Below are 21167 nucleotides of genomic sequence, written 5' to 3' on the forward strand. Positions count from 1 at the left end.
TGCACGGCAGCATGACGTGCGCTCCGACGCTCCGTTCTGTTGCGGTGCAGCATGACAAATCGGACGCGTTGAAAATGCCGCGCTCGCGGGTTCGTCCGTAGGGAAGCAGAGGGCCGGACCCTCGATTTCGACAGAAGACCTTTGTCGAGCGACCGATCTGCACGATTGAATGCAATCGGCATTTCTGTTCCAGTCGCCACTTAGAACGGGAACAATCTGGGCAGGAAATCATGCCGCGTTTCGAGCCCTGGGATGCGCAGCGCGCTTCCGGGATCATCGCCGAGCACCGTCACCTGGAAGGCGCCACCCTTCCGATCCTGCACGCGCTGCAGGAGACCTTCGGCTACGTCGATGCCGGCGCGGTGCCGCTGATCGCCGATGCGCTCAACCTGTCGCGGGCCGAGGTCCACGGCTGCATCACCTTCTACCACGACTTCCGCGCCCACCCGACCGGCCGGCACGCGGTGAAGCTGTGCCGCGCCGAGGCCTGCCAGGCCATGGGCTCGGACCGGCTGCACGCCGAGATCCTGTCGCGCCTCGGCACCGGCTGGCACGGCACCACCGCCGACGGGAACGCGACGGTCGAGCCGGTCTACTGCCTTGGCCTGTGCTCCAACGCCCCAGCGGCGCTGGTGGACGGCGAGCCGATCGCACGCCTCACCGCCGACAGCCTCGACGCGGCCCTCAGCGAGGCGCGCGCATGAGCACCCCCATGAGCATCACCCTCTACGTCCCCCGCGACGCCGTGGCCCTCGGCCTCGGCGCCAACCGCGTCGCCCGCGCGCTGTTCTCCGGCGCCGAGCGCCGCGGCCTCGACGTGTCGATCGTCCGCACCGGCTCGCGCGGCCTGTTCTGGCTCGAGCCGATGATCGAGGTCGCGACCCCCGCGGGCCGCGTCGCCTACGGCCCGGTGACGCCCGCCGACGTCGACGCGCTCCTCGATGCCGGCCTGGCGGAGGGCGGCGACCACCCGCTCCGCCTCGGCGACCCGGAGGCGATCCCGTTCCTGGCCCGCCAGCAGCGGCTCACCTTCCACCGATGCGGCGTGATCGATCCGGTCTCGGTCGACGACTACAAGGCCCATGGCGGCTATCGCGGCCTCGAGGCCGCGTTGCGGCTCGGCCCCGAGGGCACCGTCGGCGAGGTCCGCGAATCCGGCCTGCGCGGCCGCGGCGGCGCCGGCTTTCCCGCCGGCATCAAGTGGAACACGGTGATGCTGGCGCAGTCGCACCAGAAATACGTGGTCTGCAACGCCGACGAGGGCGATTCCGGCACCTTCGCCGACCGGATGATGATGGAGGGCGACCCCTTCAACCTCATCGAGGGCATGACCATCGCCGCCGTCGCCGTCGGCGCCACGCGGGGTTACATCTACCTGCGCTCCGAGTACCCGCAGGCCTTCGCGACGCTGAAGGAGGCCATCGCCAACGGCATCGCGGCGGGCGTCCTCGGCGACGACGTGATGGGCTCGGGCAAGAGCTTCCACCTCGAGGTCCGGCTCGGCGCCGGCGCCTACATCTGCGGCGAGGAGACCTCGTTGCTGGAGAGCCTCGAGGGCAAGCGCGGCATCGTCCGCGCCAAGCCGCCGATCCCGGCGCTGAAGGGCTTCCTCGGCCAGCCGACGCTCGTCAACAACGTGATGACCTTCACGGCGACGCCCTGGATGCTGGAGCACGGCGCCAAGGCCTACGCCGATTACGGCATGGGCCGCTCGCTCGGCACCCTGCCGATCCAGCTCGCCGGCAACGTGAAGCACGGCGGCCTGATCGAGACCGCCTTCGGCATCACGCTGCGCGAGGTGATCGAGGGCTACGGCGGCGGCACCTTCTCCGGCCGGCCGGTCCGCGCGGTGCAGGTCGGCGGCCCGCTCGGGGCCTATTTCCCCGATCACCTGCTCGACACGCCCCTCGATTACGAGGCGATGGCGGCCAACAAGGGTCTCGTCGGCCACGGCGGCATCGTCGTGTTCGACGACACCGTCGACATGGCGAAGCAGGCCCGCTTCGCCTTCGAGTTCTGCGCCACGGAATCCTGCGGCAAGTGCACCCCGTGCCGCATCGGCGCGACCCGCGGCGTCGAGACGATGGACAAGGTCATCGCCGGGATCAGCCCGGAGAAGAACCTCACCGTCATCGCCGACCTCTGCGAGGTCATGACCGACGGTTCGCTCTGCGCCATGGGCGGGCTCACGCCGATGCCCGTGATGAGCGCGATCACCCATTTCCCCGAAGACTTTTCGCGCGCGGGCGACCTGCCCGTCGCGGCGGAATAGGGAGGCGTCCATGGCCCTCATCAAAGAGATCGACTACGGCACCCCGATCCGCGTCAGCGATCAGACGGTGACGCTGAGCATCGACGGCATGGACGTCACCGTCCCGGCCGGAACGTCTGTGATGGCCGCCGCGATGACGGCGGGCACGCAGATCCCGAAGCTGTGCGCGACGGACTCGCTGGAGCCGTTCGGCTCCTGCCGCCTCTGCCTCGTGGAGATCGAGGGGCGGCGCGGCACGCCGGCCTCCTGCACCACGCCGGCCGAGAACGGCATGGTGGTGCGGACGCAGACCAACAAGCTCGCCAAGCTCCGCAAGGGCGTGATGGAGCTCTACATCTCCGACCACCCGCTGACCTGCCTGACCTGCGCCGCCAACGGCGACTGCGAGCTGCAGGACATGGCCGGGATCGTGGGCCTGCGCGACGTGCGCTACGGCTACGACGGCGACAACCACGTCGTGCCCACCGCCGAGAAGTACCTGCCGAAGGACGAGTCGAACCCGTACTTCACCTACGATCCATCGAAGTGCATCGTCTGCAACCGCTGCGTCCGCGCCTGCGAGGAGGTGCAGGGCACCTTCGCGCTCACCATCGAGGGCCGCGGCTTCGACAGCCGCGTGGCGGCCGGCAACACCAACTTCATGGAATCCGAGTGCGTGTCCTGCGGCGCCTGCGTGCAGGCCTGCCCGACCGCGACGCTCCAGGAGAAGTCGATCCACGAGCACGGCCAGCCCGAGCATTCGGAGGTCACGACCTGCGCCTATTGCGGCGTCGGCTGCTCGTTCAAGGCGGAGATGCAGGGCACCAAGATCATCCGCATGGTGCCCTACAAGGGCGGCAAGGCCAACGAGGGCCACAGCTGCGTCAAGGGCCGCTTCGCCTACGGCTACGCCACCCACAAGGACCGCATCACCAAGCCGATGATCCGCGAGAAGATCACGGATCCGTGGCGCGAGGTGTCGTGGGAGGAGGCGATCGGCCGCGCGGCCTCCGAGTTCAAGCGCATCCAGGCGACCTACGGCCGGGACTCGGTCGGCGGCATCACCTCGTCGCGCTGCACCAACGAGGAGGCCTACCTCGTCCAGAAGCTGGTGCGCGCCGCCTTCGGCAACAACAACGTCGACACCTGCGCCCGCGTCTGCCACTCGCCGACCGGCTACGGCCTGATGTCGACGCTCGGCACCTCGGCCGGCACGCAGGACTTCAAGTCGGTCGAGCAGTCCGACGTGATCCTGGTGATCGGCGCCAACCCGACCGACGGCCACCCGGTCTTCGGCTCGCGGATGAAGCGGCGCCTGCGCCAGGGCGCCAAGCTCATCGTCGCCGACCCGCGCAAGATCGACCTGGTGAAGTCGCCCCACATCAAGGCGACGCACCACCTGCCGCTGAAGCCCGGCTCCAACGTCGCCTTCATCAACTCGATGGCGCACGTGATCGTCACCGAGGGGCTGATCGACGAGGCCTACGTGCGCGAGCGCTGCGACCTCGCCGAGTTCGAGTCCTGGGCCCGCTTCATCGCCGACGAGCGCCACTCGCCGGAGGCGCAGGCGCAATACACCGGCATCGACCCCGTTGAGCTGCGCGCCGCCGCCCGGCTCTACGCCACCGGCGGCAACGCCGGCATCTACTACGGCCTCGGCGTCACCGAGCACAGCCAGGGCTCGACCATGGTGATGGGCATGGCCAACATCGCCATGGCCACCGGCAACATCGGCAAGCTCGGCGCCGGCGTGAACCCGCTGCGCGGCCAGAACAACGTCCAGGGCTCCTGCGACATGGGCTCGTTCCCGCACGAGCTGCCGGGCTACCGCCACGTCTCGGACGACGCCACCCGCGAGAGCTTCGAGGCGCTCTGGGGGGCCAAGCTCGACAACGCGCCGGGCCTGCGCATCACCAACATGCTCGACGAGGCCGTCGATGGCGCCTTCAAGGGCATGTACATCCAGGGCGAGGACATCGCCCAGTCGGACCCGGACACCCACCACGTCACGTCCGGCCTGATGGCGATGGAGTGCATCGTCATCCAGGACCTGTTCCTGAACGAGACCGCCAAGTACGCCCACGTCTTCCTGCCGGGCGCCTCGTTCCTGGAGAAGGACGGCACCTTCACCAACGCCGAGCGCCGGATCTCGCGCGTGCGCAAGGTGATGCCGCCGATGGGCGGCTACGGCGACTGGGAGGGCACGATCCTGCTCTCCAAGGCGCTGGGCTACGAGATGGACTACAGCCATCCGTCGGAGATCATGGACGAGATCGCGGCGCTGACGCCGAGCTTCGCCGGCGTCTCCTTCGCCAAGCTCGACGAGCTCGGCTCGGTGCAGTGGCCCTGCAACGACAAGGCGCCGATGGGCACGCCGATGATGCACGTCGACCGGTTCGTGCGCGGCCTCGGTCGGTTCATGATCACCGAGTTCGTGGCCACCGAGGAGCGCACGGGGGCGAAGTTCCCGCTCATCCTCACCACCGGCCGGATCCTGTCGCAGTACAATGTCGGCGCGCAGACCCGGCGCACCGAGAACTCGCGCTGGCACGAGGAGGACGTGCTGGAGATCCACCCGTTCGACGCCGAGGTCCGCGGCGTGGTCGACGGCGACCTGGTCTCGCTGGAGAGCCGGTCCGGCGACATCGCGCTCAAGGCGCGCATCACCGAGCGGATGCAGCCGGGCGTGGTCTACACCACCTTCCATCACGCCAAGACCGGCGCGAACGTCATCACGACGGACTTCTCGGACTGGGCGACCAACTGCCCCGAGTACAAGGTCACGGCGGTGCAGGTCCGGCGCACCAACCGCCCGTCGGACTGGCAGGCGAAGTTCTACGAGGAGGACTTCTCGCTCACCCGCATCGCGCAGCAGCTCGACGCGGCGGAGTAGCGGCAGGCCTTTCCCTCCCCCCTCTGCGGGGGGAGGGACACGCGCTGCTCGCGCATCGTTCGGCAACGCAGGCAAGCAAAGGTTTTCGATGAGCGCGCTGACGAGCGACGAGAAGCTGGTGCGGATGGCCAACCAGATCGCGTCCTTCTTCCGGTCCTACCCGGATGACGAGGCGGTGACCGGCATCCACAAGCACGTGGTCGCGTTCTGGACCCCGAAGATGCTCGCGAGCCTCGAGGCCTGCCTGCCGGCGATGGGCGAGCGGGTCGACCCACTCGTGGTCCGCGCGATGCGCGAGGGCCGGACCGAGGCCGAGAGCCCGGTACGGTCCGCTACCCGCGATCCGCAGAAGCTCGGCGAAGGTGCGAGCGACGCCGGTTGACGCCGACGCGGTTTTGTCATGATCGGACGGATGAAACGTCCGACTCGTCGACATCCGCGCATAGTCGCGCTTGAATTCAATCCTTAGAATTCACCTCGATTGACGGCCCGCTCAACAGGGCCGCTTCGGGGGAACCTCACCGATGACCGCACGGACCGCCGACGTCACCTTGCTGCGCGAGCGGCCGACATCCTGGTTGTCGCGCGAATACATCGTCGCGAAACCCGGGTTCAACCGCTGGCTCGTGCCGCCGGCGGCCCTGGCGATCCACCTCTGCATCGGCATGGCCTACGGCTTCTCGGTGTTCTGGCTGCCGCTCTCGCGCGCCCTCGGCATCACCGCGTCGAAGGCCTGCCCGGACATGTCGCTGGCGACCGCGCTGGTGACCACCACCTGCGACTGGCGGGTGGCCGATCTCGGCTGGATGTACACCCTGTTCTTCGTTTTCCTCGGGGCCTCGGCCGCGGTGTTCGGCGGCTGGCTCGAGCGGGCGGGGCCGCGCAAGGCCGGCATCGCCGCGGCTTTGTGCTGGTGCGGCGGCATGGCGATCTCGGCGCTGGGCATCGTCACCCATCAGCTCTGGATGATGTGGCTCGGCTCGGGCGTGATCGGCGGCATCGGCCTCGGGCTCGGCTACATTTCGCCGGTCTCGACCCTGATCAAGTGGTTCCCGGACCGGCGCGGCATGGCCACCGGCATGGCGATCATGGGGTTCGGCGGCGGCGCGCTGATCGGCTCGCCGCTGGCGGCGATGCTGATGGACGCGTTCAAGTCGCCGACCTCGGTCGGCGTGTGGCAGACCTTCCTGGTGATGGCCGCCGGCTACTTCGTGTTCATGATGGCCGGCGCGCTCGGCTACCGCGTGCCGCCGGCCGGCTGGAAGCCCGAGGGCTGGAGCCCGGCGCCGGCCAAGGCGGGGATGATCACCAACGGCCAGGTCCACCTCGACGACGCGCACAAGACCGCGCAGTTCTGGCTGATCTGGGCGGTGCTGTGCCTCAACGTCTCGGCCGGGATCGGCGTCATCGGCATCGCCTCGCCGATGCTGCAGGAGATCTTCGGCGGCCGCCTCGTCGGCGCGCCGGATGTCGGCTTTTCCGCCCTCGAGGCCGGCCAGAAGGCGCAGGTCGCCGCGATCGCGGCGGGCTTCGTCGGGCTGCTGTCGCTGTTCAACATCGGCGGCCGCTTCTTCTGGGCCTCGATGTCGGACAAGCTCGGGCGCAAGACCACCTACGCGATCTTCTTCGCGCTCGGCATCGCGCTCTATGCCGGCGCGCCGTCCTTCGCCGCCGCCGGCTCGCAGGCGCTGTTCGTGCTCGCATTCTGCGTCATCCTGTCGATGTACGGCGGCGGCTTCGCCACGGTGCCGGCCTATCTCGCCGACATCTTCGGCACGCAGTTCGTCGGCGCGATCCACGGGCGGCTGCTCACTGCGTGGTCGACGGCCGGCATCGTCGGGCCGGTGGTGGTCAACTACATCCGCCAGGCGCAGGTCGATGCCGGCGTCGCCGGCTCGCGCCTCTACGACGGCACCATGTACATCCTCGCCGGCATGCTGGCGCTCGGCTTCGTCGCCAACCTGCTGGTGCGCCCGCTCAAGGCCAAGTGGTTCATGTCGGACGCCGACGTGGCGGCGCTGAACAGCCGGGGCGCGGCGGGGACGATCCCCTCGGGCTCCTTCGGCATCGGCCGCGGCGGCTTCGGCCTGGCGGCGCTCGCCGCCTGGGCCGTCGTCGGCATCCCGATCGCCTGGGGCGTGTGGACGACGCTGGCCAAGGCGCTGATCCTGTTCCGCTGAGCGGGCGCGGCCGGCCGAATGGGTATAGCCTTCCCGGCACGCCGCCGGGGAGGGTGCCATGATCGACAAGCTCGACTTCCTGCTCGCGCTCTCGCGGGAGCAGCATTTCGGGCGCGCCGCCGAGACCTGCGGCGTCACCCAGCAGACCCTGTCGGCGGGGGTGAAGCAGCTCGAGAACCGCTTCGGGGTGCAGCTGGTGCGGCGCGGCTCGCGCTTCCAGGGCTTCACCCCGGAGGGCGAGCGCGTGCTCGAATGGGGCCGGCGCATCGTCGCCGACAGCCGCGCCATGCACGAGGACGTGGCGGGCCTGCGCCGCGGCCTCACCGGGCACCTGCGCATCGCCGCGATCCCGACCGCGCTGCCGATGGTGGCCAACCTCACCACGCCCTACCGCGAGAAGCACCCCGACGTGCGGCTGACGGTGGAATCGACCACCTCGGCCGACATCTTCTCGTTGATCGAGAACCTGGAGGCCGATGCCGGCCTGACCTACCTCGACAACGAGCCGCTCGGCCGGGTGATCTCGGTGCCGCTCTACCGCGAGCGCTACCGGCTGCTGACCGCGGAAGGCGGCGCCTTCGACGCGCGCGCCTCGGTGACCTGGGCCGAGATCGGCCGCCTGCCGCTGTGCCTGCTCACGCCGAACATGCAGAACCGGCGCATCATCGACCAGCAGATCCGCGACGCGGGCGGCGAGCCCTCGGCCTCGCTCGAATCGAACTCGATGATCGTGCTGATGACCCATGTCCGCACGCTCAAGTGGGCGAGCGTGATGCCGGCGATCCTCGCCGACGCCCTCGGGCCGATGGTCGGTGTGCGCGCGATCCCGATCGTCGCGCCGGAGCTGGAGCACACGATCGGCCTGGTGGCGCCGCGGCGCGAGCCCTCCACCCCGATGATCACGGCGCTGGTCGCCATCGCGCGGACATTGGCGAAGACGCTCGACGCGCCGGACCTGTAGGAGCGCTGCACCGGCGTGCACGAAAAAGGCCGCCCCGGTCAGGGGCGGCCTCGTCGTCCGATCCGGGCTGCCGGACCGAAACGCTTACTTGATCTTCGACTCCTTGAAGTCGACGTGCTTGCGCACGACCGGGTCGTACTTGCGCTGCGTCAGCTTCTCGGTCTGCGTGCGGGAGTTCTTCTTGGTGACGTAGAAGTAGCCCGTGTCGGCGGTGGAGACGAGCTTGATCTTGACGGTGACGGCCTTGGCCATGGCGGGCGCTCCTGGGGCTTCGCGGCATTCCGCAAGCGCGAAACGCAAAAGGGCCGGGCGTGGCCGGCCGAATACCGGCGGGTGAATGCCCGATCGGGCCGGGGCCGTCAAGGTGGGGACCCGCTCGGGCGCCCCGCGGCCCGAGCCCTACAGCACCGTGCGCTCGCGCCGGCCGCGGCGCTCGGCGTGGAACGGGATCGGGCGGTAGGGCGCGAAGTCGACCGCGACCTGGGCTTCCAGCTCGTCGAGGATCATGCCGGTGATGGTCGGCAGGTCGAGCTTGCGTGCGGCGGCGAAGGTGAACCACGCGAGCTCGGTGAGTTCCGACGCCTCCGAGACCCGGCCCGGCTCCTCGGCGGCGATGGCGCGGCGGTCGACCGTGAAGAAGCGGGTGTCGAAGCGGCGCACGCGCTTCGGCGGCGTGATCGCGCGGGCGACGAAGTGCAGCGCCTCGAGGTCCGGCAGCACGCCGTAGGCGGCGAAGGCCTCCCAGCCGGCCGGCACCTCCTCCGGCGGCCCGTATTCGCGGGTGCCGACGAGCAGGCCGGTCTCCTCGAAGGTCTCGCGGATGGCGGCGAGCGCCAGCGCGCGGCCGAGATGGTGGGGCGGGCGCGCCACCTGCCGGGTCAGCGCGGCCTCGGCGTAGTCGGGCAGCGCGCCGGCCACCGGCATGCGCCTGTCGCTCGCCTCGATCCGCCCGCCGGGAAACACGAACTTGCCCGGCATGAAGGCGAGGCCGGCGTTGCGCCGCCCCATCAGCACCTTCGGCGCGCGGGTGCGGCGGTCGAGCACGATCAGCGTCGCGGCGTCGCGCGGGCGCAAGGCCGCGGACGGTTTCGGCTTAGGGCCGGAGGGGGGACGCGCCGTCGAGGCCGGGTCGGTCAAGGTGCGCGTCCTCCGGCCCCGCGTCGGGCTTAGCTCCCGGTAGCGTGGCGAAGCCGTGCATGCCAAGCGCGTATTGCAGCCCGACCACCGCGCCCTTCACCGGCTGGAGCAGCCCGAGCGCCAGCGCCAGCGTCACCACCGGCCAGACGCTGAGCGAGACCCAGAGCGGCACGTCGTAGTTCAGCTCCGATTCGAGGATCAGGTAGCCGATCACGTGGGCGACCACGAAGATCACCAGGTAGGGCGGCAGGTCGTCGGCGCGGTGATGGTGCAGCTCGAGCCCGCACGCGTCGCATTCGGGCCGGACCTTGAGGTAGCGCCCGAAGATCCGGCCCTCCCCGCAATGCGGGCAGCGGCCGACGAAGCCCCGCGCCATCGAGCGGACCAGGCCGGTACGGGTGGGGGGCTCGCGCATCATGCCGTCACCATACACCCTGCCGCCTCATCGGCGCGAGCCGCGGTGACGCGTGCCCGCGTTGCGGATGCCGGCGGGGCGGCCGCTCGGGGCGGCCTTGAAGGCGCGGCCGCCGGGCGCCTGGGTGCCGGAGGCCTTGGTTCCCGCCCGGGTGCGCCCTTCCGACAAAAGCTCGAAGCGCAGCGCGCCGGCGACGGGGGCGGCCTCGACGAGCTTCACCTCGACCTTGTCGCCCAGCCGGAAGGTCTCGCCGGTGCGCTCGCCGACTAGCGCGTGGCGGCCCTCCTCGTGGCGGAAGTAGTCGGCGCCCAGCGTCGAGATCGGCACGAAGCCGTCCGCGCCGGTATCGGCCAGCTTGATGAACAGCCCGGCCCGCGTCACGCCGGCGATCTGGCCGTGGAAGGTCGCACCGACCCGGTCGGCGAGGTGGTGGGCGATCAGCCGGTCGATGGTCTCGCGCTCGGCCGCCATGGCCCGGCGCTCGGCCGCCGAGATCTGCTCGCCGACCTGCGCGAGGTCGGCGGCCGTCACGTCCGGCGAGAGCCCGTCCGAGCCCATGCGCCCGGCAGCGATCAGCGCCCGGTGGACGATGAGGTCGGCGTAGCGCCGGATCGGCGAGGTGAAGTGGGCGTAGCGGCGCAGGTTCAGCCCGAAATGCCCGAGATTCTCCGAGCCGTAGACGGCCTGGGCCTGGCTGCGCAGCACCACCTCGTTGATGAACAGCGCGTGCTCGGTCTCGGCCACCGCCGCGAGGATGCGGTTGAACAGGGCCGGCCGGAGCGCGCCCTCCTTCGGCAGCTTGACGCCGACCGAGGCGAGCACCTCGCCGAGCGCGCGCATCTTCTCGATCGCCGGCTCGTCGTGCACCCGGTAGATCAGCACCTGGCGCGCGCCCTCGAGCGTCTCGGCCGCCGCGACGTTGGCCTGGATCATGAACTCCTCGATCAGCCGGTGCGCGTCGAGGCGCTCCGGCACGATCACCCGGTCGACCGCGCCGTCCGGGGTCAGCAGCACCTTGCGCTCCGGCAGGTCGAGCGCCAGCGGGCCGCGCCGGTCGCGCGCCTCGCGGAGCGCCGCGTAGGCGGCCCAGAGCGGGCGGAGCGCCGTGTCGAGCAGCGCATTCGCGGCGTCGTCGCCGTGCCCGTCGATGGCGGCCTGCGCCTGGGCGTAGGAGAGCTTGGCGCGCGAGCGCATCATCACCCGGTGGAACGTGTGCTTGCGCTTCGTCCCGTCGGCGGCGACCACCATCCGCACCGCCAGCGCCGGGCGGTCCTCGCCCTCGCGGAGCGAGCACAGGTCGTTGGAGATGCGCTCGGGCAGCATCGGCACGACCCGGTCGGGGAAGTAGACCGAGTTGCCGCGCTCCAGCGCCTCGCGGTCGAGGGCCGAGCCGGGGCGGACGTAGGCCGCGACGTCGGCGATCGCCACGGTGACGACGAAGCCGCCGGGGTTGCCGGCGTCGTCGTCGGCTTGCGCCATCACCGCGTCGTCGTGGTCCTTGGCGTCGGGCGGATCGATGGTCAGCAGCGGGCGGTCGCGCCAATCCTCGCGGCCCTTCATCGTCGCGGGCTTGGCCGCGTCGGCCTCGGCCAGCGTCGCCTCCGCGAACACGTGCGGGATGTGGTGGAGGTGCAGCGCAATCAGGCTCACCGCCTTCTCGGAGCCGAGCGAGCCGAGGCGCTCGCGCACCCGGCCGCGCGGCAGCCCGAAGCGGGTCTCGCGCTCCAGCGTGACGCTGACGAGGTCGCCCTCGCGGGCCTCGCCCTCCTCGCCGGGCGGGATCAGGATCTCGCGGCCCTGCGAGCGCTTCTCCACCGGCACGATGCGGCCACCTTGGGCGCCCTCGCGGAACACGCCGATGATCTCGGCCTTGTTCTTTCCGATCACCTTGACGACGCGGCCGGTGTAGCGCCCGTCGGCGCCGTCGGGCTCGACCCTGAGCAGGGCGCGGTCGCCGATGCCGGCGGTCAGGCCCCGCGGCTTGCGGCCGCCGCGCGGCGCGTGGAGCACGATGGTCGGCGGCTTGCCCGTCCCGTCGCCCGTCCCATCGCCCTTGCCGGCATCCCACTCGGCGGGAAACGCCAGGAAGTCGCCGTTGCGGTCGCGCGAGCGGATGTCGGCCAGCACCACCGGCGGCAGGCGCCCGGCCTTCGACAGGCCGCCGCGCCCGCGGGCGATGTCGCCGTCCTCCTCGATCTCCTTGAGGATGCGCTTCAGGCCGATCTTGTCGGCGCCCTTGATGCCGAAGGCCTGCGCGATCTCGCGCTTGCCGACCGTGTCGGTCGCCTGCGCGATGAAGGCGACGATCTGCTCGCGCGAGGGGAGGGACGGCTCCCCCGCCTGGGTGTTGATGCGTTTGGCCAAAGGCTGTTCAGCTCGCTCGCGCCGCGCGCGGCGACGGTTCTGTTCGGGGATCGCGATCGAGGACCGCGCGTCTGTTCCCCAACATGGTGCTGCGCCCGATCCGGAGCAACATCGGCGCCGCCGGCCCTCGACAGGCGTCGGTCGCCGGTCTCCGCTCGGTGAGCATTTTCAAGCGGGGTGGATCCCGGCCCGCGTGAAGACGATACGGCCTCACGACAGGACAGAGCATCGTCCGCGATCCCTGGATCACGGACGATGCTCTAGCCGGTGGAGGCCGACTTGCGGATCGTCTCGACGGCGGCGTCCACGTCGAAGCCCGGCGCGATCAGGTCCTCGAGGGCGAACGGCGCGGCCCGAGGCAGGGTCAGGTTCACCTGGCCCTCGGCCGGCTGGAGCTCCGGCGCCTCGGCCGCCTTGATCGCCAGGGTCCAGGCGCCGTCGATGCGCAGCGATCCCGCCTCCGGCGGGTCGGCCGCCAGCGCCGCGAGCTTCTCCCGCGCCGCGTCGCGGCAGGCGAGGCTCGTCCGGTCGTCGGAGATCAGCGCCGCCTTGATCAGCTCGGCCAGGGCGTCCCGGACCCGTTCCACGCTCTCGTTCATGCCCAGCTCTCGTTGATGCCACGCCCGTCCTGCGACCCGCGGTCCCCGGCGCGTGGCAATCGCGGTGCCACTCGGCGCTCAGTATGGCGTGCCCTTCTGCCGCTGGGCCTTCAGCGCCTCGGCGTACCAGGCCAGCTCGTCGAGGAACTTGCCGGCGGCCTTGGTCAGCCACGGCTCGGCGGCCGTGCCCGCCTCGTCCAGCGCCTTGCCGACCCGCGGCACCGGCAGCAGCGAGGGGATGCTCGGCATGCCGAGCTCGGCCAGCATCGCCCGAAGCTGCATCGCCGCGCGCACGCCGCCGTACTGCCCGGCCGAGTAGCAGCAGATCGCCGAGGGCCGCCAGTAATACTCCTCCAGGAAGTGGTCGAGGGTGTTCGACAGGGCCGGCGGCACCGAATGGTTGTACTCGGCCGAGACCACGGCGAAGGCGTCGGCCCGGCGGTAGAGCGCCGCCAGCGCCTCGAGCTTCGGCGGCGCCTCGTCCTTCGGGTGCTCCTTGTACATCCGGTCGAGCAGCGGCAGCTGCAGCTCGGCGGGGTCGACCAGCGGCGCCTCCCAGCCGCGCCGCACCAGCTCGGCGATCAGGAATCGCGCGACGCGAAGACCCTGCCGGTCCGAGCGGACGGAGCCGAGGATCACCGGGCAGACGAGGGCCATGGGACAATCTCCTGCAGGGGGCCGGAACGACGCGCCGATCGCGCTGCCCGTCAGGATAGCACGCGCAGGCCGTGGGGCGTCGCGATCTCGGCGCGGTAGCCGAACGCCCCGGCCCGAACCGCCGGCGCGTCCGCGAGCCGAAGCGTCCGGTACAGGGCGGCGATCCGGTCGGGATCGGGGTGCGTGAGGGTGAGGCCGGCCAGCCGGCAGCCGAGATCGGGCATCGCGCCGGCCGGGTGCGGGCCTTCGCCCCACGTCATCGGGCAGGGCAGGGCGCCGTCCTCGGGCCAGGCGCCGTCGCGGCGCACGGCGAAGCGCCAGCGCAGGGCGCCGCGGCTGACGGCCAGCGCATCGCCGAACAGGCCGGGATGGCGCCCGAGCAGGCCGTCGAGGTCGCCGGTGCGGGCGACCCAGCCGCGCAGGCGCCGGCCGGCCTCCCAGTCGGCCCGCACGCGGACGCCGTCGTCGAGGCCGAACCAGCGCGGGCGGCCGGGCGGCGCGGCCGCCGCGTCCACCGCGATCACCTCGAGGAAGGTCGCCGGGCCGAGGCGCAGCAGATGGTTGCGGGTCGCCAGCTCGCGGTGGCGCCCGCCCTCGGGCATGTCGACACCGAGGCCGTCGCGGACATGAGCCACGCCCGCGGCGAGATCCGGTGCGACGATGACAAGGTGGTCGAGGGTGAGCATGGATCGATCCGCCGATTCGAACGATCAGGGTCCCAAAGCGACCGGCAACGCATTCCGAGGGGGCGTGATTGACCGTGACGACGATCGATCCCCCCCTGATCATAGAACCACAAACCGGGGGATTCCAAAGGGATCATCCCTTTGGCGGGGGGCTCGGGGCCGAGCCCCGAGGATCATGCAGGGCCCTGGCCCGCACCCGCGAAAGATCTCGGGCCTTTCGAAACCCGGACGGGTCCGGGGAAGGATCCGTTCTTCACCGTCGAACGATCACCATGCTTCCATGGCACGCTTCAGGCCTCGGCGACCTGCCGGAACTTCTACCGCATCCCCGTCATCGTCAGCCTTCGCCGGTTCCGAGCTGCCCTGCCGGCTCCCGAGGCGGGCGTTACAATCTGTCCCGCACCCGTTTGAGAAAACCTCTCAGCTCGGCGCCGTCGTGAAACACGATATCGGCGGACGAGGACCACCACAGTTTCCTCAAGTCTTCGTCTGAAAATTCGTCTGCGGTGATCGAGCCGAGATGTTCCCTCAGTCTTGCGCGTTTTTCCGCATCCTTGAAAGGCGATAAGACAGTACGGATCATTTCCTCTTCGCTCGACACGTCGTCGAGAAGATCCTGATAGAATTGCAGGTTGAAATCACAAAATTGCGCAGATAGCTTCATTTCGGCTGCCTTCTGCAGGGGGAAATGCGGCCCGGATAAGAAATCCGATCGGGGAAGTCGGGTCATGTCTCGACTCGCCGCCGACACCACGTTTATTGCGCAGATAAACAGCGCTCTCATATGTGTGATTCGCGAATTTTAGCTATGCAATCATCGAGATGCAGCAACTCCAGCCTTCTTTAAATGGAAAACAAAATCTGCAATTGATGGCGGATCGTGCGGGATATGGAGATTTTATAGGAGGGATCGCGCATCGCAAGGATGAATTCGGGCCAGATATCAGAGCCGATCTCGCGCTCTTCTCAATAACTCGCGCAGCCCAGCGCTATCGCGAAACACGGTGTCTGCGGACGACGACCACCAGATTTCTTGCAGCTCCCTATCGTCTACATGATCCCGCGTTGTCTCATCGAGATACGAACGCAGGCGCGCACGTTGTTGCGGATTTGAGAATGGGGACAAGACCGAATCGATTAATTCCGCTTCTGTTTCAACGTCGTCCAATATGCCCGAATAAAATTGGCGTGAGAATTTTTCGAATTCCCGTGGCAGCTGCATGTCGATCCCCGTCACTCCGTGGATATGCGGCTCGGACGCAAGAGCCACGCGCCGAATTCAGGTCATGGATCAAGTAAAAACCAGCACTGCGATTATATTTGATATACAAGCTACCTTAATTGCAGCAGCTCGGCATCCGAGGCGTCGTCGCGTGTGATCCCGTCGAGGAAGTCCTGCAGGCGGATCCGCTCCTGGCCGGTGAACGGATCGAGCACGATGTCACAGACCTCGTCTTCCGTCTTCCCGGTTGTGTCGAGGTCCTGGAGAAACCCAGGCCGAGCCGATGGAATTCCGACGTGGGTTCGAGGCGCGGCTTCGCCGTGGCGTCTTCCTTCTTCCCTCTGCGGCGTCCGGACCCGATCCCTCGGATTCTCTGGTCAGAGCCGGTCGCGGGCGCCGGCCAGGAAGGCGCGGAGATCCTGCACGGTGGGGAAGTAGATGTCGGCGTCCGTCTCATTCCACAGCCGTTCCAACGTCGCGTCGGACGCCTCGCGGACGGCCCGGTCGATGAACTGCCGCAGGCGGACGCGTTCCTCGCCACGAAAACGTCTGAGACCGAAATCGTACATCTCCTCGAGCGTCGGCGCGATGCGATCGATGTCCTGGATGTACCAGCGGGCAAAGGTCAGGAATTCCGGGGCGGCCTGCATGTCGATCTCAGTCGTTGCGCGGATAGGCGGTATGGATGCGGTACCCGCGGGGACTGCCCGGATCGTGAACGATGAACATTCCGACACCGTAGGTCGTGCGCAGATACGGCTCGAGCTGCCCCGCCGTGTAGGCTTCCCGCCCGGTTCTGTATCCGAAACGGGATGTCATGAAGGCATCGTCTCTTCTACCGGTTGCGACGTCATCGACCTCCGCAGCATTCTGCTCCAGTGTCCGATTGATAAAGTCGTTCGCAGTCTCCACCGACTCGAACGAGCCATCGCGCTTCAGGCCGTAACTGATGACCGGGAACGTCCTTCTGCTGGCCAGGACGCGACCCATCATCTCCGCATCCGTCTTGCCACATGCTCGCGAAGCGTATGCCCGCCGCGCGCCTCTTCCTCGGAGAGCAAGACCCTGTACCGGCGGTCGGCATCGTCCGAGACGTGAACGATCCGCGCATCGTCGGCGGAATCATGCCCGTCGCCCGTATCGCCATCCGTCTATTGGCCCCCGTTCGGGTTCCCGGCCGGCACGCGGGGTTGGTCGGCGTGATACGCACGCAGCGACAGGCGCAACCGCAGGAAGGCGACCTCCACGCGGTACGCGGCGATCAGCCATCTCGCCCGCAAAAGGCCCGTCGCGCCTGACGCCATGGACTGCACCCCTCGGATCTTCCTATATTCCTGTATAGGAATATAGTCAGAAGACTCTCATCGCGGTTCTCAAACGCGAAGCGCCGGAGCCTCGAAGAGGCTCCGGCGCTTCGTCGTGGGCGATGGGAGCGGGCGTCGAGCCCGCCCCGGCCTCAGAGCGAGTAGTACATCGTGAACTCGACCGGGTGCGGGGTCATCTCGTAGCGCATGACCTCCTCCATCTTCAGGGCGATGAACGAGTCGATCTGGTCGTCGGTGAAGACGTCGCCGGCCTTGAGGAAGGCGCGGTCGCGGTCGAGGTTCTGCAGCGCCTCGCGCAACGAGCCGCAGACGGTGGGGATCTTCTTCAGCTCGCGCGGGGGCAGGTCGTAGAGATCCTTGTCCATGGCCGCGCCCGGATCGATCTTGTTGAGGATGCCGTCGAGCCCGGCCATCAGCAGCGCCGAGAAGGCGAGGTAGGGGTTGGCCATCGGATCGGGGAAGCGGACCTCGACGCGCTTGGCCTTCGGGCTCTTCGTCCACGGGATGCGGCAGGAGGCCGAGCGGTTGCGCGCCGAGTAGGCGAGCAGCACGGGGGCCTCGTAGCCCGGCACCAGGCGCTTGTAGGAGTTGGTCGACGGGTTGGTGAAGGCGTTCAGGGCCTTGGCGTGCTTGATGATGCCGCCGATGTACCACAGGCATTCCTGGGAGAGGCCGGCATACTTGTCGCCGGCGAAGATCGGCTTGCCGTCCTTCCAGATCGACTGGTGCACGTGCATGCCCGAGCCGTTGTCGCCGAAGACGGGCTTCGGCATGAAGGTCGCAGTCTTGCCGAAGCTCTGCGCCACGTTGTGGATGCAGTACTTGTAGATCTGCATGTGGTCGGCGAGCAGCGTCAGCGTGTCGAACTTCATGCCGAGCTCGTGCTGGGCGCTGGCGACCTCGTGGTGGTGCTTCTCCACCTTCACGCCCATGCCCTGCATCGCGGCCAGCATCTCGCCGCGCATGTCTTGGGCCGAATCCTGCGGCGGCACCGGGAAGTAGCCGCCCTTGGTGGCGACGCGGTGGCCGAGGTTGCCGCCCTCGTAGTCGGTGAAGCCGTTGGTGGGCAGCTCGGTCGAATCGAGCTGGAAGCCGGTGTGGTACGGGTCGGCGCCGAACTTCACGTCGTCGAAGACGAAGAACTCGGCCTCCGGGCCGACGTAGATCGTGTCGCCGATGCCGGTGGACTTGAGATAGGCCTCGGCGAGCTTGGCGGTGCCGCGCGGGTCGCGCGGGTAGGGCGCGCCGGTCGAGGGCTCGAGCACGTCGCAGACGATGACCATGGTGGCCGCCGAGAAGAACGGGTCCATCGTGGCGGTCGCCGGGTCAGGCATCAGCAGCATGTCGGATTCGTTGATCGCCTTCCAGCCGGCGATCGACGAGCCGTCGAACATCGTGCCTTCCTCGAAGATCTCGTCGTCCACCAGGCTGACGTCGAAGGTGACGTGCTGCCACTTGCCGCGCGGGTCCGTGAACCGGAAGTCGACATACTTGACGTCGTTGTCCCGGATGGTCTTGAGCACCTCGGCCGCTGTCGTCATCGTGGACGTCCTCCTGACATTCGTGGGCCGCCGCACCGTGCAGTGCGCCGGACGTGGGCTCCATACAGCCCGCGACGCCGTCGTGCCAACCGAAGGGGCCGGGAAATCGTCGTCGCCTTGGACGACGGGCGGTGCCGCCGCATCGCCCGCGCCCGAGTCACGCGAACCGGCCCCCTCCGAGCCCGACGCTCACGCGGAGTTGACTGCCTCGGCCGCGCGGGGACGGGAACCGCCGGCGGGACGGCGTTTCGCTGGCACGGTCCCTGCTAGCGGGGTCTCGGTCGTCGGAAGCCCCGGAGCGGCTGCCGTTCCCGCTGGCTTTTCATCGTTAACGGACGAGAGACTCGGAATGACGAAATACAAACTCGAGTATTTGTGGCTCGACGGGTACACGCCGGTCCCGAATCTTCGCGGCAAGACCCAGATCAAGGACTTCGACGGCTTCCCGACCCTCGAGCAGCTCCCGCTCTGGGGCTTCGACGGCTCATCGACCCTGCAGGCCGAGGGCGGCTCGTCCGACTGCATGCTCAAGCCCGTGCGCCACTTCCCCGATTCCACGCGCAAGAACGGCGTGCTGGTGATGTGCGAAGTGATGATGCCGGACGGCAAGACCCCGCACCCGTCGAACAAGCGCGCCACCATCCACGACGACCCGGGCGCCTGGTTCGGCTTCGAGCAGGAATACTTCTTCTACAAGGACGGCCGCCCGCTCGGCTTCCCGTCGACCGGCTACCCCGCGCCGCAGGGCCCGTACTATTGCGGCGCCGGCTACTCGAACGTCGGCCCGATCGCGCGCCAGATCGTCGAGGAGCACCTCGACCTCTGCCTCGACGCCGGCATCAACCACGAGGGCATCAACGCCGAGGTGGCCAAGGGCCAGTGGGAGTTCCAGATCTTCGGCAAGGGCTCCAAGAAGGCCGCCGACGAGATGTGGGTCGCGCGCTACCTGCTGCAGCGCCTGTGCGAGAAGTACGGCATCGACGTCGAGTACCACTGCAAGCCGCTCGGCGACACCGACTGGAACGGCTCGGGCATGCACGCCAACTTCTCGACCACCTACCTCCGCGAGACCGGCGGCAAGGAATACTTCGAGAAGCTGATGGCGGCGTTCAAGGAGAACCTCGACGACCACATCGCCGTCTACGGCCCCGACAACCACATGCGGCTGACCGGCAAGCACGAGACCGCGGCGATCAACCAGTTCTCCTACGGCGTGGCCGACCGCGGCGCCTCGATCCGCGTGCCGCACTCCTTCGTCAACAACGACTACAAGGGCTACCTGGAAGACCGCCGTCCCAACAGCCAGGGGGACCCCTACCAGATCGCCTCGCAGATCCTGAAGACGGTCGAGTCGGTTCCGACCCACTGAGGTCCGGGATTTCGGCCTTACGCGGCGGCGCGGGTCTTCGGATCCGCGCCGTCTTTCGTTCCCCGGGCGCGTGCCGGTCGGAACGCGGACCCCCCTCTCCCGGAGGGGAGAAGAGGCCCTTCGGCGCTTCGCGGAGAGCTCACGCGCCGAAGATCGACCAGCCCATGCGCTTGGTCAGGCTTTCCAGCGCGATCCGGCCGAGATGCGAGTTGCCGGATTCGTCGAGGCCGGGCGACCAGACCGCGATCGAGGCCCGGCCCGGGGCGATCGCCAGGATGCCGCCGCCGACGCCGCTCTTGCCCGGCAGGCCGACCCGGTAGGCGAACTCGCCCGAGCCGTCGTAGTGGCCGCAGGTCAGCATCACTGCGTTGATGCGGCGCGCGCGCTCGGGCGGGATCACCGACAGGCCGGTGGCGGGGTTCCGGCCGGAATGGGCCAGGAAGCGCCCCGCCGTGGCGAGCTGCCGGCACGACATGCTGATCGCGCAATGGTGGAAGTAGACGCCGAGCGTGTAGTCGACCGGGTTCTCGACCACGCCGAAGGACTTCATGTAGTTGGCCAGCGCCACGTTGCGGAAGCCGGTGCGCTTCTCGGACGCCGCCACCGCCTCGTCGATGGCGATGGTCGGGTCGTTGGCGAGCGCCTGCATGAAGCGCAGGATCTCGCCCAGCGCCTCGCGCGGCTGGTGGCCGGACAGGATCACGTCGGTCACCGCGATCGCGCCGGCATTGATGAAGGGGTTGCGCGGAACGCCCTGCTCGCGCTCCAGCTGCACGATCGAGTTGAACGGGCTGCCCGAGGGCTCGCGCCCGACGCGCTTCCACAGGGCGTCGCCGACCATGCCGAGCGCGAGCGTCAGGGTGAAGACCTTCGACACGCTCTGGATCGAGAACGGGGTCTCGCTGTCGCCGGCCGCGGCGATGGTGCCGTCGGCATCGATCACGACGAGGCCGAAGGCCTGCGGGTCGACGCGGGCGAGCTCGGGGATGTAGCGCGCGACCGTGCCCCGGTCGGAGCGCTGCCGCATCTCGTAGGCGATCTCCTCGACCACGCTGCGCAGGTGCGGAGCGAGGCTCACGCGCCGCCTCCCGGCGCGGGGCTCAGATCGCGTCCGGCCCGGTCTCGCCGGTGCGGATGCGGATCGCCTCCTCGATGGTCGAGACGAAGATCTTGCCGTCGCCGATGCGGCCGGTCTGGGCCGACTTGCGGATCGCCTCGACGGCGCCCTCGACCAGCGCGTCCGAGAGCACGATCTCGAGCTTCACCTTGGGCAGGAAGTCGACGACGTATTCCGCGCCGCGATACAGCTCGGTGTGGCCCTTCTGGCGGCCGAAGCCCTTGGCCTCGATCACGGTGATGCCCTGGAGGCCGACCTCCTGGAGCGCCTCCTTCACCTCGTCGAGCTTGAAGGGCTTGATGATCGCTTCGATCTTCTTCATGCCGGACGGCCCAACCTGCGCTCTATGATGCCGAATTTCTATCACTCCGCCGGTCCGGCCGCCACGCCGTTTTCAACCCGCCCCCGGGGAAACTGCCCATTCTGGTTGCATGAAATGCAAATCGTTTA

21 protein-coding genes are annotated in these 21167 nt (G+C 68.8%); 8 read left to right on the forward strand and 13 right to left on the reverse strand.

Annotated elements, in window-relative coordinates; genetic code table 11:
- Positions 1-230: 230 nt before the first annotated feature.
- The 6 genes from MKK60_RS25075 (at position 231) to MKK60_RS25100 (ending at position 8285) form a co-directional block, all read left to right on the forward strand.
- Positions 231-704 (forward strand): formate dehydrogenase subunit gamma, encoded by a 474-nt coding sequence (locus tag MKK60_RS25075; protein ID WP_147726809.1) that lies wholly within the window; start codon positions 231-233, stop codon positions 702-704.
- 8 nt (positions 705-712) lie between these two features.
- Positions 713-2272, forward strand: coding sequence for a formate dehydrogenase beta subunit (locus tag MKK60_RS25080; RefSeq protein ID WP_243988981.1), 1560 nt, complete (start codon positions 713-715; stop codon positions 2270-2272).
- 10 nt (positions 2273-2282) lie between these two features.
- Positions 2283-5144 (forward strand): formate dehydrogenase subunit alpha, encoded by a 2862-nt coding sequence (gene fdhF / locus MKK60_RS25085; protein WP_243988938.1) that lies wholly within the window; start codon positions 2283-2285, stop codon positions 5142-5144.
- 88 nt (positions 5145-5232) lie between these two features.
- Positions 5233-5526 carry a formate dehydrogenase subunit delta gene (locus MKK60_RS25090; RefSeq protein ID WP_147726813.1) on the forward strand — a complete coding sequence of 98 codons (294 nt, stop codon included), beginning with the start codon at positions 5233-5235 and terminating at the stop codon, positions 5524-5526.
- Positions 5527-5668: 142 nt separating this feature from the next.
- On the forward strand, positions 5669-7324 hold the full coding sequence (locus tag MKK60_RS25095; protein ID WP_147726816.1) for an OFA family MFS transporter: 1656 nt from the start codon (positions 5669-5671) through the stop codon (positions 7322-7324).
- Between the two features lie 58 nt (positions 7325-7382).
- On the forward strand, positions 7383-8285 hold the full coding sequence (locus MKK60_RS25100; protein WP_147726817.1) for a LysR family transcriptional regulator: 903 nt from the start codon (positions 7383-7385) through the stop codon (positions 8283-8285).
- An 84-nt stretch (positions 8286-8369) separates the two neighbouring features.
- Here the strand turns inward: MKK60_RS25100 and rpmG are convergent, their stop codons facing one another.
- From rpmG to MKK60_RS25150, 10 genes are all read right to left on the reverse strand, one after another.
- Positions 8370-8537, reverse strand: coding sequence for a 50S ribosomal protein L33 (gene rpmG / locus MKK60_RS25105; RefSeq protein ID WP_147726819.1), 168 nt, complete (start codon positions 8535-8537; stop codon positions 8370-8372).
- Between the two features lie 147 nt (positions 8538-8684).
- The gene (locus MKK60_RS25110; protein ID WP_243988939.1) at positions 8685-9422 is read right to left on the reverse strand and encodes an NUDIX hydrolase; all 738 of its coding nucleotides are present in this window, start codon (positions 9420-9422) and stop codon (positions 8685-8687) included.
- Positions 9379-9840, reverse strand: a complete 462-nt coding sequence (locus MKK60_RS25115) for a DUF983 domain-containing protein (RefSeq protein ID WP_243950693.1) — start codon at positions 9838-9840, stop codon at positions 9379-9381. Before MKK60_RS25115 ends, MKK60_RS25110 begins: the two co-directional genes overlap by 44 nt.
- Positions 9841-9864: 24 nt before the next feature.
- Entirely contained in the window at positions 9865-12201 is a 2337-nt protein-coding gene (gene rnr, locus MKK60_RS25120; RefSeq protein ID WP_243988940.1) for a ribonuclease R, read from the reverse strand.
- A gap of 260 nt (positions 12202-12461) precedes the next feature.
- Entirely contained in the window at positions 12462-12800 is a 339-nt protein-coding gene (locus tag MKK60_RS25125) for a hypothetical protein (RefSeq protein ID WP_243988941.1), read from the reverse strand.
- Between the two features lie 78 nt (positions 12801-12878).
- Positions 12879-13457 (reverse strand): NADPH-dependent FMN reductase, encoded by a 579-nt coding sequence (locus MKK60_RS25130; protein ID WP_147842851.1) that lies wholly within the window; start codon positions 13455-13457, stop codon positions 12879-12881.
- Between the two features lie 50 nt (positions 13458-13507).
- Positions 13508-14143 (reverse strand): VOC family protein, encoded by a 636-nt coding sequence (locus MKK60_RS25135; RefSeq protein WP_243988942.1) that lies wholly within the window; start codon positions 14141-14143, stop codon positions 13508-13510.
- A gap of 385 nt (positions 14144-14528) precedes the next feature.
- Positions 14529-14873, reverse strand: coding sequence for a hypothetical protein (locus MKK60_RS25140; RefSeq protein ID WP_243988943.1), 345 nt, complete (start codon positions 14871-14873; stop codon positions 14529-14531).
- An 869-nt stretch (positions 14874-15742) separates the two neighbouring features.
- Positions 15743-16015 (reverse strand): hypothetical protein, encoded by a 273-nt coding sequence (locus MKK60_RS25145; RefSeq protein ID WP_147727914.1) that lies wholly within the window; start codon positions 16013-16015, stop codon positions 15743-15745.
- Between the two features lie 7 nt (positions 16016-16022).
- Positions 16023-16358: an RNase A-like domain-containing protein gene (locus tag MKK60_RS25150; protein ID WP_243988944.1), complete on the reverse strand. Its 336-nt coding sequence runs from the start codon at positions 16356-16358 to the stop codon at positions 16023-16025.
- A gap of 20 nt (positions 16359-16378) precedes the next feature.
- Between MKK60_RS25150 and MKK60_RS25155 the strand changes: the two genes are divergently transcribed.
- Positions 16379-16663, forward strand: a complete 285-nt coding sequence (locus MKK60_RS25155; protein WP_243988945.1) for a hypothetical protein — start codon at positions 16379-16381, stop codon at positions 16661-16663.
- A 158-nt stretch (positions 16664-16821) separates the two neighbouring features.
- On the opposite strand, the gene glnA is transcribed toward MKK60_RS25155, so the two are convergent.
- A complete protein-coding gene (glnA, locus tag MKK60_RS25160) occupies positions 16822-18231 on the reverse strand; it encodes a type I glutamate--ammonia ligase (RefSeq protein WP_147727913.1) in 1410 nt (469 codons plus the stop codon).
- 349 nt (positions 18232-18580) lie between these two features.
- On the opposite strand from glnA, the gene MKK60_RS25165 reads away from it, so the two are divergent.
- A complete protein-coding gene (locus MKK60_RS25165) occupies positions 18581-19600 on the forward strand; it encodes a glutamine synthetase beta-grasp domain-containing protein (protein ID WP_147727912.1) in 1020 nt (339 codons plus the stop codon).
- A gap of 139 nt (positions 19601-19739) precedes the next feature.
- Here the strand turns inward: MKK60_RS25165 and MKK60_RS25170 are convergent, their stop codons facing one another.
- Positions 19740-20678 carry a glutaminase gene (locus MKK60_RS25170; RefSeq protein ID WP_147727911.1) on the reverse strand — a complete coding sequence of 313 codons (939 nt, stop codon included), beginning with the start codon at positions 20676-20678 and terminating at the stop codon, positions 19740-19742.
- Positions 20679-20700: 22 nt separating this feature from the next.
- Entirely contained in the window at positions 20701-21039 is a 339-nt protein-coding gene (locus MKK60_RS25175; RefSeq protein ID WP_147727910.1) for a P-II family nitrogen regulator, read from the reverse strand.
- Positions 21040-21167 lie beyond the last annotated feature (128 nt).

Origin of the sequence: Methylobacterium sp. J-092 (assembly GCF_022829325.1) — a bacterium.
In the GTDB taxonomy this organism is placed as follows: domain Bacteria; phylum Pseudomonadota; class Alphaproteobacteria; order Rhizobiales; family Beijerinckiaceae; genus Methylobacterium.

Bases quoted from the DNA above. Each gene is read 5' to 3' on its own strand.
- MKK60_RS25075 (WP_147726809.1), top strand. From the start codon at position 231: ATGCCGCGTTTCGAGCCCTGGGATGCGCAGCGCGCTTCCGGGATCATC.
- MKK60_RS25080 (WP_243988981.1), top strand. From the start codon at position 713: ATGAGCATCACCCTCTACGTCCCCCGCGACGCCGTGGCCCTCGGCCTC.
- fdhF (WP_243988938.1), top strand. From the start codon at position 2,283: ATGGCCCTCATCAAAGAGATCGACTACGGCACCCCGATCCGCGTCAGC.
- MKK60_RS25090 (WP_147726813.1), top strand. From the start codon at position 5,233: ATGAGCGCGCTGACGAGCGACGAGAAGCTGGTGCGGATGGCCAACCAG.
- MKK60_RS25095 (WP_147726816.1), top strand. From the start codon at position 5,669: ATGACCGCACGGACCGCCGACGTCACCTTGCTGCGCGAGCGGCCGACA.
- MKK60_RS25100 (WP_147726817.1), top strand. From the start codon at position 7,383: ATGATCGACAAGCTCGACTTCCTGCTCGCGCTCTCGCGGGAGCAGCAT.
- rpmG (WP_147726819.1), bottom strand. From the start codon at position 8,537: ATGGCCAAGGCCGTCACCGTCAAGATCAAGCTCGTCTCCACCGCCGAC.
- MKK60_RS25115 (WP_243950693.1), bottom strand. From the start codon at position 9,840: ATGATGCGCGAGCCCCCCACCCGTACCGGCCTGGTCCGCTCGATGGCG.
- MKK60_RS25125 (WP_243988941.1), bottom strand. From the start codon at position 12,800: ATGAACGAGAGCGTGGAACGGGTCCGGGACGCCCTGGCCGAGCTGATC.
- MKK60_RS25130 (WP_147842851.1), bottom strand. From the start codon at position 13,457: ATGGCCCTCGTCTGCCCGGTGATCCTCGGCTCCGTCCGCTCGGACCGG.
- MKK60_RS25135 (WP_243988942.1), bottom strand. From the start codon at position 14,143: ATGCTCACCCTCGACCACCTTGTCATCGTCGCACCGGATCTCGCCGCG.
- MKK60_RS25140 (WP_243988943.1), bottom strand. From the start codon at position 14,873: ATGACCCGACTTCCCCGATCGGATTTCTTATCCGGGCCGCATTTCCCC.
- MKK60_RS25145 (WP_147727914.1), bottom strand. From the start codon at position 16,015: ATGCAGGCCGCCCCGGAATTCCTGACCTTTGCCCGCTGGTACATCCAG.
- MKK60_RS25150 (WP_243988944.1), bottom strand. From the start codon at position 16,358: ATGATGGGTCGCGTCCTGGCCAGCAGAAGGACGTTCCCGGTCATCAGT.
- MKK60_RS25155 (WP_243988945.1), top strand. From the start codon at position 16,379: ATGCTCGCGAAGCGTATGCCCGCCGCGCGCCTCTTCCTCGGAGAGCAA.
- glnA (WP_147727913.1), bottom strand. From the start codon at position 18,231: ATGACGACAGCGGCCGAGGTGCTCAAGACCATCCGGGACAACGACGTC.
- MKK60_RS25165 (WP_147727912.1), top strand. From the start codon at position 18,581: ATGACGAAATACAAACTCGAGTATTTGTGGCTCGACGGGTACACGCCG.
- MKK60_RS25175 (WP_147727910.1), bottom strand. From the start codon at position 21,039: ATGAAGAAGATCGAAGCGATCATCAAGCCCTTCAAGCTCGACGAGGTG.